This window comes from Chitinophaga deserti (assembly GCF_003149455.1).
Lineage (GTDB): Bacteria > Bacteroidota > Bacteroidia > Chitinophagales > Chitinophagaceae > Chitinophaga > Chitinophaga deserti.
In genome coordinates, this window is record NZ_QFFK01000004.1 from 126,792 (window position 1) to 139,446 (window position 12,655).

At 52.5% G+C, this 12,655-nt stretch carries 6 protein-coding genes; 2 read left to right on the forward strand and 4 right to left on the reverse strand.

Annotated features, from left to right (window positions below; all coding sequences use genetic code 11):
• Positions 1-3: 3 nt before the first annotated feature.
• The 4 genes from DEV76_RS10350 to DEV76_RS10365 all read right to left on the reverse strand — a co-directional run bounded on the left by DEV76_RS10350 (position 4) and on the right by DEV76_RS10365 (position 6,399).
• On the reverse strand, positions 4-4,365 hold the full coding sequence (locus DEV76_RS10350) for a CusA/CzcA family heavy metal efflux RND transporter (RefSeq protein ID WP_109697831.1): 4,362 nt from the start codon (positions 4,363-4,365) through the stop codon (positions 4-6).
• A gap of 87 nt (positions 4,366-4,452) precedes the next feature.
• On the reverse strand, positions 4,453-4,767 hold the full coding sequence (locus DEV76_RS25910; protein WP_157962819.1) for a DUF6660 family protein: 315 nt from the start codon (positions 4,765-4,767) through the stop codon (positions 4,453-4,455).
• A gap of 62 nt (positions 4,768-4,829) precedes the next feature.
• Entirely contained in the window at positions 4,830-6,044 is a 1,215-nt protein-coding gene (locus DEV76_RS10360; RefSeq protein WP_157962820.1) for an RNA polymerase sigma factor, read from the reverse strand.
• Between the two features lie 10 nt (positions 6,045-6,054).
• Positions 6,055-6,399 (reverse strand): YciI family protein, encoded by a 345-nt coding sequence (locus tag DEV76_RS10365; RefSeq protein WP_157962821.1) that lies wholly within the window; start codon positions 6,397-6,399, stop codon positions 6,055-6,057.
• A 1,773-nt stretch (positions 6,400-8,172) separates the two neighbouring features.
• On the opposite strand from DEV76_RS10365, the gene DEV76_RS10370 reads away from it, so the two are divergent.
• Both DEV76_RS10370 and DEV76_RS10375 read left to right on the forward strand, forming a co-directional pair.
• The gene (locus DEV76_RS10370) at positions 8,173-11,145 is read left to right on the forward strand and encodes a SusC/RagA family TonB-linked outer membrane protein (protein ID WP_109697835.1); all 2,973 of its coding nucleotides are present in this window, start codon (positions 8,173-8,175) and stop codon (positions 11,143-11,145) included.
• 17 nt (positions 11,146-11,162) lie between these two features.
• Positions 11,163-12,647, forward strand: a complete 1,485-nt coding sequence (locus DEV76_RS10375; RefSeq protein WP_198652020.1) for a RagB/SusD family nutrient uptake outer membrane protein — start codon at positions 11,163-11,165, stop codon at positions 12,645-12,647.
• The last annotated feature ends 8 nt before the right edge of the window (positions 12,648-12,655 follow it).

A 12,655-nucleotide genomic window follows, 5' to 3' on the forward strand; every position in this document is an offset into this window, starting at 1 on the left:
GCGTTATTTGTTACCGGCGAGGTATTGCAGATGCAATACGCGCTGGTTGTAATTATTCAGGGTTTCGAGGTGGGTGGTTTGTGTTTCCATGGCGGTACGCAGGGTTTGCAGGTATTCCACATACCCGATTTCCCCGCTGGCATAGGCTTTACCGGCCTGCACGGTCATTAATTGTGTTTGCGGCAACAGGGAAGCATTGTAGTACCGGAGCGATTCTTCGAACTTGCGGGCTTCTCCCATACTTTCACGGAACATACCATTATAATTCTGCTGCTGCTGCTCATACCGGAATGCGGCCGCCTGCTGGTGCAGTCCTGCTGCTTTAATTTTCGCAGCCTGAGGTTTAAACCATAAAGGGATGGCGATGCCCGCCTCGAAGCCGTTGAAGCGGTCAGACTTAGTAGCCATAGCGGCACCTGTTGCGTTCATGGGCGTGCCAATGAGCGTTTGGGTGAAGAAGCCCACGGTAAGGTCTGGCAGCATCTTATGTTTTTCTACCTGTTTCCTTTTTTTCGCCACTACGGTTTGCTCCCTGAACCATTGCAGGCCGGGGTTTTGTGCAACGGCGGAACTGTCGGCCCCGGCGTTCAGTGCTTCCAGGGGATGTATGGCTACTTTCACGGGAGTTTCGCTGTGCATGAGGGTCTGCAGCCGGGTTTCGTATATCCTGATATCGGCTTTCACCTGTTGCAGTTGCGATAAGAGCAGCTGGCGCTGGTTTTCGGCAGTGGTTTTCTCCAGCAGGTTGCTTTCCCCGGTTTTGAGCTTAACGGCTGCCGCATGCGCAAATCGTACGTAAACGGTATCCTGTTCTTCCAGCCTTGTTTGCAGGGCATGGAGGTATTGCAGCTGGTACCAGGCTGCTTTCACCTGGTATACGAGGTTGTTTTCATCAGATGCCAGCTGCAGCTCGCTGCTCCTTACATCGGCTCCTGCCAGCTTTGCCTGTGCTCCCAACAGGGTGGGGAAGGGTATCTGTTGCGATACATTGATGTTGTTATCATTCCGCACATAACTGTTGTATTGCCCCCTTTGCAGTGTAACACTGGTTTTGGGGATATCGAGTGCGGTAGTCTTCAGCTGCTTCCCGGCATTGATATCTGCACGCGATGCCTGCAGGCCGCGGTTTTGCGTAAGGGCTTGCCGGATACAGGCTTCTAACGGAAGACCGGGTTCCTGTGCGGATGCGCCTGCCGGCCATGCGAATGCCAGCAAGGGTAGCCACAGTAATGTTTTTATAGCCATGGGCTTACGTTTGATGCGTTCAAAATAAATATAGATAATGGGCAGTACGATGAGGGTGAGCAGGGTGGAAGATGCCAGCCCCCCAATCACCACGGTTGCAAGCGGTTTCTGTACTTCCGCACCGGCAGTGCCGGAAAGCGCCATGGGCAAAAAGCCCAACGATGCCACGGAAGCCGTCATCAGCACCGGCCGCAAACGGATACGGGTGCCCTGTAGTACTACTTCCTCCAGATCGTCCATCCCTTCTTTCCGCAATCGTGTAAACTCTGCAATGAGCACGATCCCGTTCAGCACGGCTACACCAAACAGTGCGATAAAGCCTACGCCTGCAGAGATGCTGAATGGCATGCCCCGCAACACCAGCGCCAGTACACCGCCGATGGCCGACATGGGAATGGCCGTGAATATAAGCACTGCATGTTTTACACTATGGAAAGTGAAGAACAGCAACAGGAAGATGAGCCCCAGTGCAAGGGGCACCGCTATTGATAAACGTGCCTGTGCTTCCTGCAGGTTCTCGAACTGTCCGCCGTAAGTGATGAAGTACCCCGGGGGCAGCTTCACTTCGGCATTTATCTTCTCCTGCACGTCTTTAACCACACTGGCAATGTCGCGCCCGCGTACATTGAACCCGGTGATGATTCTCCGCTTGGCGGATTCGCGCTGTATCTGGTTTGGACCGGGCTTAAAAGTAATGTCTGCCAGTTGTGTAAGCGGTACCTGCCGCCCGTCTGATGCACTGACGAATACGTTCCTTACATCGTCGATACTCTCCCTGCTGGCCTGGTTGAACCGTACCACCATATCGTACCGCTTTTCGCCTTCGTATACCAGTCCGGCCGACTGCCCCGCGAATGCCGCGTTGATAGCCTGGTTGGCCGTGGCAACGTCGATGCCGAACTTGGCAAGCTGGTCGCGGTTGAGGGATACCACTATCTGTGGTAAGCCGGTTATTTTCTCGAGATACAGATCTTCCGCGCCGGCAGTCTGCGATACAATGGCGCCTACCTGTTCATTGAGGCGGGTAAGCGTGGCCAGATCTTCCCCGAAAATCTTGATCCCCACATCCTGCCTTACACCGGAGATCAGCTCGTTAAACCGCAGCTGGATGGGTTGTGAGAACCCGAAGTTCACACCGGGAATGGCATCGAGGGTATGCTGCATCTTTTCCACAAGGTCTTCGCGGTTAGCGGCGGAAGTCCATTCGGATTTATCTTTCATGATCAACATCACATCGATCGCTTCCATGGGCATGGGATCGGTAGGGATCTCTGCCGAGCCGATTTTACCGATCACTTCCAACACTTCCGGGTATTCCTTCAGCAGCAATTGAGACGCCAGGTTGATCTTGTCAATTGATTCCTGTAATGACCGGCCTGTGCTGAGCCGCATTTCAATGGCGAGGTCCCCTTCTTCCAGCGTGGGGATGAACTCTCCACCGAGGCGTGAGAAGGTGATGAGACTGGCCACAAACAATACGATAGCGATGAGTGTAACCATTAACTTATGGCGCAGGGCGCCACGTATAATCGGATTATATACGCGCTGGAGAGCATCCATCATCCTGTCGGAAATGGTGTGTTTATGAGAGATGTTTTTATTGAGGAACAGGGCGCTCATCATCGGCACATAGGTGAGCGAAAGAATGAAGGCGCCGAGGATAGCGAAGCTCACTGTTTGGGCCATGGGACGGAACATTTTTCCTTCAATACCTACCAGTGCAAGGATGGGGAGGTAAACGATGAGGATGATGATTTCCCCGAAGGCAGCCGCATTACGGATCTTGCTGGCGGAAGTGAATACTTCCTCATCCATCTGCTGCTGGTTGAGCCTGCGCACTTTACTGAGCCCGAGATGATGAAGCGTGGCTTCCACAATAATCACCGCACCGTCTACGATCAGCCCGAAGTCAATGGCGCCAAGGCTCATCAGGTTGCCGGAAACACCGAAGAGATGCATACAGATGATGGCGAACAGCATGGCCAGCGGGATCACCGAGGCTACGATAAGCCCTGCACGCAGGTTGCCGAGGAAAAGTACCAGCACGAAGATCACGATGAGGGCCCCTTCGATGAGGTTGCGGCTTACAGTGGAAAGAGCCCTGTCTACCAGGTGGCTCCTGTTGAGATATTCCCTGATTTCAACACCTTCCGGCAGCGACCCGCGGATCTGTTCAATACGTTTCTCCACGTCTTTCACCACGATGCTGGCGTTTTGTCCTTTCAGCATCATCACAATACCGCCTACGGCCTCGCCGCTTTTTTTATCAGTGTTATGCACTAAAGCGCCATAACGGATAGCCGTACCGAAGCGTACTTCAGCAAGGTCGCGGATGAGGACGGGGAAGCCCTGTGTGGTTTGAGTAACTGGTATTTTGGCGATATCGTCGAGCGATTGTATGAGCCCTTCGCTGCGGATAAAATATGCGTTGGGCTTTTTATCGATGTAAGCGCCGCCGGTGTTTTGGTTGTTTTTTTCCAGTGCGGTGAATACATCGTTTATACCTACCCGGTAGCTGGCGAGCTTGTCGGGATCGAGGGCTATTTCATATTGTTTGAGGAACCCGCCGAAGCTGTTCACTTCTGCTATGCCGGGCGTGCCAAGTAGCTGCTGGCGCACGATCCAGTCCTGAATGGTACGGAGTGCAGCGGCATCGTATTTGGATTCGAAACCGGGTTTTGGATCAATGGTGTATTGATAAATTTCACCCAAACCGGTGGAGATGGGCGACATCTCCGGAGTGCCGATGCCTGCGGGAATGCGGGCTACGGCTTCTCCCAGCTTCTCGTTGATCTGCTGGCGGGCCCAGTAAATATCCACGTTATCATGGAAAACGACGGTAACTACAGAAAGCCCGAACCTTGAAATGGAGCGGATCTCTTTTAGTTCCGGAATGGTGGCCATGGTTTGTTCCAGCGGGTAAGTGATGAGTTTTTCCACTTCCTGCGGGGCCAGCGATGGACTTTGCGTAATTACCTGCACCTGGTTGTTGGTGATGTCCGGGACGGCATCCACCGGCAGGCGGGAAAGCGCATAGATGCCCCAGGCGGCCATGGCGAGGGTCAATAGCCCGATGATCAATTTGTTCTGAATTGAAAACCGGATAATCTTATTAAGCATTGTTGCAATTGGGTTTACAGGCGCACACGGGCATACGGATGCGTATGGCCTTACACGTTAGACTGAATCAAATGGAGCGTATCTGTTTCAGGAAACCCTTGGCGGCTGCCAGGGAGCGTTGGGGTAATCGCGCACGGGCGGACAAACAAACACTTCCGGAACTACCGGGAGGGCTGCGGTGCGGGAAAAATACAAAGTAGTGTGTGGGAGAGAAACGCTGACGGCGCAGCAATAGCATGCGCAGAAAGGTGAACAGAGATCAAAGCAGTTGGCATGTTCCGTAACCGGCAGGTGAACCGCGGTTTGGGAAGTTTCCTCATGGTCATGCGGAGCACCGTCTGAACAGGGCGTACCTGCACAGAGGAGTATCCAGAAACTGAGGAATAAGCACAACGCTTTCATACCGGCAAAGCTATTGAAAAAGGCTAAAGGGCGGACAGGAATTTTTACAAGGTGGTTGCATTTCAGGAGCCGCTGTTAAGGTACGCTGCGATCTTTTTGCGGATAAAGGCTGCTTCTGCGGCAGTAGGCTTTCCATGAAGGGCTTTGCGGTAGTGCAATAAGGCGGCAGGCACATCGCCACCATCGGCGTATATCCTTGCCAGCCCTGCATGCAAGAGGTGATGGTGCTGCATGAAAGGATCGCTGCGGAGCAATTCCAGCATTTCCAAAGCCGCACGTGTTTGGCCCGCGAAATGCAGCGCAATGGCATGGTTCAGTGTTACAAAGGGCGACGGGGCAATGGTACCCAGCTGTTTGTAAAGGCCTGCTATCTGCAGCCAGGGCGTTTCTGCAAAGGAATTTGCGGTGGCGTGGAAGTAAGCGATAGATGCTTCGAAGTGATAAGGGCTTTCGCCGGGAGAGGCGGCAGATTGTTTGAGGTAATCGGTTGCCACGCGGATCATGTCATGATTCCAGCGGCGGCGGTCCTGCAGTTCGAGTTCAAGCAGTTCGCCCATATCGCCGGTACGTGCATCCCAGCGCGAAAGCTGGAAGAGCATAAGAGCGTACAATGCTTTGGCATCAGGGATACGGATGCGCGCGCGGCGGATGGTTTCGCGGGTAAGGCTCAACGCATCTTCACACAGAGTTTCATCCAGCATCTTCCAGCCTTCGGTGAACACGATGTAGAGCACTTTCAGTGTAAGCTGCACCTTTTCTGCACTCCACCATACAAAGCCCGAGCGGAAAGCGATATCTCCCGCCTTCAGTTGCTGCCGCTGGCGGTACAGGACTTTAGACACACTGTCGGCCTCCATTCCCAGCAGTTCCCCGATTTGCTGTACCTGCAATCCGAAAACATACCGTAAAGCCGTAATCAGCTGCACTTTGGGCGGGAAGCGGGCGTGCATGCAGGCGAAGAGGAGCCGCAGCAGCTCAAGGTCGCCGTCTACCGGCGGACCTTCAGGCGCCGGGGCGGAGGGCAGGTGGGTAAGGGGGATGACGGTGCTTTTGCGGGTATGCCTCCTCCGGCTCATGTTGCGCACAGTGGCATACAGCCATGCTTCCGGATGATCGGGGATACCGTTCTTCCAGGAAGCAGCGGCGGAAGTGAATGCCTCCTGCACCATGTCTTCCGCATCAGCGAGGCAAAGCGAGCCATCCATCAACAGCAGGTGGCTGGTCATTTTCCCAAAGCTTTTGCGGTATATCCGCTGCAGGAGGCTTGTCAATTGCATTTCAGGCGCATCAGGCATAGATCATCAAAGGTCGGACTTCTATGGCTATTTTATCGTCCTGCAGCGATGGGCAGGTAGCAGCGATACGGGCAGCTTCTTCCAGATCGGCAGCCTGGATAAGGAAATACCCGCTTACAGACTCACGGGCTTCGGCAAACGGTCCGTCGGAAGCGATGTGATTTTTAGTGATATAGCGGGTATCCGGCTCCAGGGGTTCACCAGAGAGGAGGTTTCCGCCGGCGGCAAGTTCTTCGGCCCAGGCGGTCATAGCCGCGATATCGGCCTGTAATTCGGCTTCATCCATCTGGGCGAGCCGGGCCAGGTCTTCCCGGATGAGGAACATAAATTTTTTCATGGGTTGCATTGTTTTTCAATATAGTGCCTCCCGCGCCAATAATCCGGACAATCTCCCGCAATTATTTTTTCACTGCTTCCGGGATAATGAACCCTAACGGCAGGGTAAAGGCAGCCATGCTGTAATGTATATGTTTCCCTGGTATTTCACTACCTGGTCCGCCATGGCATTGGGTTTGGGTGCCATTTATATGCTTTTGATATACAGTAACCCTTCTTTAACCCTTCAGTAACCCTTCAATTGGGGGGCTTTTTCTATACCCAGCAGGCAATTTAATTCATGGGTTACTTCAGGAGAAATCCGGGGTAAGAGACGGGATAATGGTGGTTGGGCAGGAGGATAAGTCGCAGGTAATTTGCGTATAACCCGTAGTTAAGCCGTAGATAAGCCGCCTCTATATAGGGGCGGCTTATGGGCGGGATATGGGCGGCTTAAAGGCGGCTTAAGGGCGGCTTATCTATGCCGGAAGTTGACCTTTGCTATGGAGAAATGTTGCCTTTGGATGGGAGGATTGGCTGGTGAAGATCTTTTTTACGAAGATGCTGTGGGGGTATATGTGGCTGTAGTCTTTTTGGAGTGTTGGATGATAAGCTAATTGCCGTATAAACCGGGCAGTTTGTAAGGATGTAAGGTGGTTTGAAAAATGGGTTATAACCCATCAAAACCGGAGTGGAAGGTGTTTTTCAGGGAAAGGGAGCTGGCGGTCAGGCTTGCAGTGTATACGGTACGGCGTTGCCATAAACCTGGATAGTTTGTCGGATAAATGTGCTGCGGTAATTGGAAATGTTGGTTAGCCGGAGGATCGTTCCTGCGCTAAATCTGGCCAATAAAGGCGTGTAGCATGTGTCAGCGAAGCAGATTTACTGCCTGTTTAGGTGTTTTTTCCTGATACGGGATTATCTCAAAGCTGTACGAATTTATCAGTACCATGGAGGCTTTCAGACGTTTATTCCCCGCCTGAATACTAAGACTATAGTTGTCTTGTAGCTTTCATTTCCCATTATGTAATGCTTCATTTCTAGAAATCGTTGCCTATACAGTGGTTCAGCTTGCTAAACATGTGCCTTTTTGCATTCTTTATCAATTGAAATCGATTTCTTAAATCGCTGTAATCGATTGTTGAAGCCTGAATAGGTGAAATGAATTTATCTATCCTTTCATCCATTTTAAAAAACTTTCGTTAACATTAAAATAATGTGGGAAAAGAATGGGAAATAAAGACTATTTAATACATTTAAACTGTCATTAGGATCAAATACCATATGATTTTGATAGACTTTTAAGAAACTTTAACATTTGACGTTTAATTTGTATGCAAAACACCCTCTATGCTTGACGGGAATTATCTGCCGATGTATCTTTCTATCCAACTTGTATATCGTCGATCGTATTTTCCGCAGGAATGGATGATAATCCCTTCATAACACAAACCACGTTTTAACATGTATTACCATTCAACCAATTCTGTATTTCACAGCCCCGGCTGACATCCCTTATACCTGATTTTCCAACGGCCCCGCTAATGGTATGTTGCAGTAACCACTAGAATACACGAATCACTAAATCACTGCAGGGCGAAAAAGAACCGGATGGAAAATCGGTTTAGCATAAAGGGTTTCACACGTTTTTATATCAGCAGACAGTTTTGACGGCATACTGTCCATAAGGCCTTAACTCCGGCCTGCCCTGGCCATGCTATGCCACTTCCCGCCATTGCTTGCGCAGTAGCGGGCAGGGCATCTTATTTCACGTATAAAAACCAATTGCTCCACTATGACATATTTCTACCCATGCTCCCGCAAGAGACAGGCCTTCCTGCTCGCGCTGCTGTTGATGGGAACCGGCGCCGCCGCTCAGAAAAAGGTCTTCGGTAAAGCAGACAGTACAAAGTCTGCCAGTCCCGAAGCCGCCGAGCGTATGCGGCATCTCCCCGTTTCCGCTCTCGACAGTGCCGGTTACATCCGGAACACTGCCATGATGCTCCATCAGCAAGGCGCCACCTCATCTCCCGATCTCGATCAGGCACGCAAACTCCCTTACTTCAGTGTTAACTCCATACTGGCCGGCCGTGCTACCGGTGTGGATGTCCGCATCCCCAGTGCAGAACCCGGTAAACGCAACGCCCTCTTTATCCGTGGCGCTTCCGGCCTGCTCCTGAAGAATGGTGATGTTTTCGCCGCGCAGCCCCTGTACGTGATCGATGGCATGCCCATTCAATATGATCATGCTTTTGCTTACGACATCCAGCGCTTCGATTTCAACCGCATCGGTACCGAAATCGATCCCCTCGCGTTTATTGATGTAAACGACATCCGCACCATCCAGGTGCTCAAAGATGCCGGCGCCTCCGCTAAATACGGTCCCGCCGCTTCCGCCGGTGTCATCGAAATATCTACCCGCGGCCCCCGTATGGGTGAGCTCCGCGTGGAAGTAAACGGGTATGCAGGCATGTCCCTCAAACCCTCGCAGAAAGTAATAAACGGCCGCTGGGAACGCGACTTCCGCATGCCATTCTACGATAAATACGCCACGGCCGAACAATACCGCAGCTTCCCGGCTTACCTGGCAGATTCCACCAACGCCCAGTATTACGGCGCGGCCGACTGGGATGAATCTTACTACCGCAATGGCTGGATGACCGGCCTGCACGCGGGCGTAAGCGGTGGTACCCGCCTTGCCAGCTTCCGCTTCGGGGTTGGACAGTCGACCCAGCAAGGGCAGGACAATACCCTCGCACGCCGTTACAACGTGAACTTTGGTATCAACATCACCCCGGTGAAAAGCCTCGACTGGAGCACCTACCTCAGCGCAGGCATGATCAACCGCAAGCGTAACCAGTCGCTCCGCGACCGGATGGGTGATCAGGATTATATCCTTAACCTTGACAGGCCGCCATCCCCCAACAAATCGTTGCTGGATGAGTATTACGGGTACCTGGAACAGGGGGTGGACCGCAACCGCAATACCAATGTGCGGGTGCTGAACAACCTCACGTATACCTTTGCGCCCTGGCTGAAATTCAACTCCCGTTTCTCCATCGATTACGGCCAGAATTTCCGCGACCTCTTCATGCCCCGTACCATTAACGACGGCAACAACTTCGCTTCCAACTTCGACGGATTGCAAACCCGCATGACGTTTGATAACTCACTGGAGTTTGCACGCTACTTCAATAAGCACCACCTCACCGTTACTGCCGGACAGTACAACCAGTGGGACCGCTGGCGCTATATGTACGGTAAGGCTTACCGCGGTAAGAGTGATTACATCAAAATCTATCAGCCCAGCAGCCCCGGTGATCCTAATAACGGATCGCACAACCTCAGGCTGACAGCCAACTTCAAAGACCGTATCCGTGCAGCGCTGGCCAGCTTCTATGGCAATATCGGTTACAGCTATGCAGACAAATACCATGTATCGCTGTACCTCCGTCAGGATGGAAGTTCTTACATCACGGAAGACAACCGCTGGAAAATGTTCCCCACTGCCACTGCATCGTGGGATATTTCCAGGGAAGATTTCCTGAAAGATTCCAAAACGCTGAGCACACTGCGTTTACGCGGTAGCGCCGGCAGAATGGGGAAACTCTTCTCGCTCGACTATTATAGTGGCGGCCCGGTATACAATGTGGAGATCGGCTGGGAGGGTACGCCTAACCTGTCTACCTACAACGCATTCCCCGTACTCAACGCTGCTTATGAACTCGGTTATGTGGCTCCCGGTATCGGTTGGGCATATACCGATCAGCTGAATGGCGGTATTGATTTCGGATTCCTTAACGACAGGATCAGGGCATCTGTGGATGTATACGCCCGCACTGACCGCGACCTGCTGCTGAAAACACCCGTTACACAGGAATATGGTTATTCCGGTATGTGGCAGAACGGGATGGATATCCGCAACTCCGGTGTGGAACTGACACTGGAAGCTACCATCCTGAAAAACAAAACTTATGCATGGTCATCGGCCCTCAATGCTTCTTTCAATCAGAACAAGCTCCTGGCGCTGCCCGGCGGGCAACAGAGCGTTGTGCTGAACAACAGGAAGTTTGAAGTAGGCATGCCGGTAGACCGTTTCTGGGTATTGCAGAACGAAGGTATTTATGCTACGGATGCCGCTGTGCCCGCGGGTATGAACTATCAGGGCATACCCATGAAAGGTGGCGACCCGGTATGGATCGACCGTAACGGAGATAACACGATCGACGATAACGACCGCATCATGGAAGGCTCCCACAACCCTAAGATTCAGGGCGGATGGGCTAATACCGTGAAGTACCGCAATATGGAACTAAACTTCCTCATGAGCTATGCATTTGGCCGTAAACTGATCAACGAAAACCTGGCTGCGCGTTTTGATTTCGCGAACCGCGAAGGGGCTGATGATATCGGTGCGGTGAAGGAAGTATTTTTCTGGGCAGAGCCGGAAGGCGACCTCGACCGCATTCCCCGCTACAACCCCTGGAGCCCGGTAAGTCCTTACCAGGTAAACCAGACGCTGTTTCTCGAAGATGCATCTTTCGTGCGCCTGCGCTCTGTCACCTTTACCTATAATTTCCAGTCGGCATTTCTGAAGAAGCGTGGTCTCGACCAGCTGCGTGTATACGCAACCGGTAACAACCTCTTTACCTGGACGAAGTACCGTGGTGGAGATCCTGAAGCTTTCAGCTATCTGGGATACGATCAGGGCGGCTACAACTGGGCGCAGCCTAAGAGCTTTACGCTTGGCTTCAACTTACAGTTCTAATGCAAAAAAGCAATCTCATGCGAAAAATATGGATAGGCGGCCTGCTATTACTGATGGCCGCCGGTTGGTCGTCCTGCAAAAACATGCTGGACATCGAAAGCACCCGTGCGGTAACAGAGGAGAATATGTGGGCCTCGAAGAACGATGCGTGGGCCGGCAGCTTCGCCTGTTACGGGCTGCTCCGCGCAGCCATGTGTAACGAAAACTCCTTCTGGGCACACGGTGAGCTCCGAGCAGGACATTTTACCATTACCAAGCGTGGCGACCTGCAGGCCGTTCGTAAAAGCCTGCTTACATCCAACTACGCTACCATGGATACCTGGCGCGACTGGCGTAAGTTCTACGCCACCATCGCTCAGTGTAATATCGCCATCGCCAAACTGCCGGGCATCCCGGCGCTCGATGAGCGATATTCCTCCACGGAAATGGAGCTGGACCTTGCACAGGTACGTTTCATCCGCGCGTTTACTTACTTCTACATGGCCCGTATCTGGGGCGATGTTCCGTTGATTACGGAACCTACTCAGGGCGACTTTGCAACAGTGCCCCGTACAGCACAGGATGAAGTACTGAATTTCGCGTATAACGAAGCGAATACTGCAATTAACAAGCTGCCCTGGCAGTTTGACGGTGTGAGCCCCGAGCAGCCCGGTAACTACCGCGGGCAGGGTGTTAGCCACTGGCGCAGCATCCTCGCTACCAAAGGCGCAGGCCTTACGCTGATGGCACATATCCGTGCCTGGCAGAAAGATTATCAGGGCGCACTGGATGCCCTTACCATCCTGCGTAACAACCAGTCCAAAACCGGCTATGCCCGTGTATCCATCACCGACCTGGTGAGCAATGGCGGTACTTTCCGTGGCAGAAGGAATGAGAATATCCTGCAGATGGATATGAACTTCGACCACGCCGAGATCTCCACCACCGGCCAGATTGAAAACTGGACGCTCCGCGCACCTGACGTAGCGAAGAAGGAAGCAGAGATATACGTGACCAAAGACAGTATCCTCAACATCTTCCCGCAGGCATCCGACCTGCGCATCAGCAACTTCTTTACCGACATGGGCTCCATGCAGCCGATGTTCTACAAGATGAAAATGCTGAACGATGCGGTAAAGAACCCCACACTGCGGTTCTTCAACTCCGCCATCGTGATCTTCCGTTATGAGGAGCTGCTGCTGCTGGAAGCGGAATGCCAGGTGAGGCTCGATAATCCCGGTCCGGCCCTGACCATTCTGAACGACCTCCGCGGCGGGCGTAACATTACGCCGCTGGTGAATACCCTCACCAAAGAGCAGATGCTCGAGGAGATATTCCAGGAGCGCCGCCGTGAGCTGATGGGCGAAGGATGGCTGTGGTACGACCTGGTGACCTTCGGGAAAGTGACCGAATATACCGGTCTCTCCGAAGCTGATATCCAGAACGGCGCCATCTACTGGCCTATATCCCGCGCTGCCCTCAGCCTCAATCCCAAACTCACCCAATTTAATTACTGGAAGTAAAAACCGGA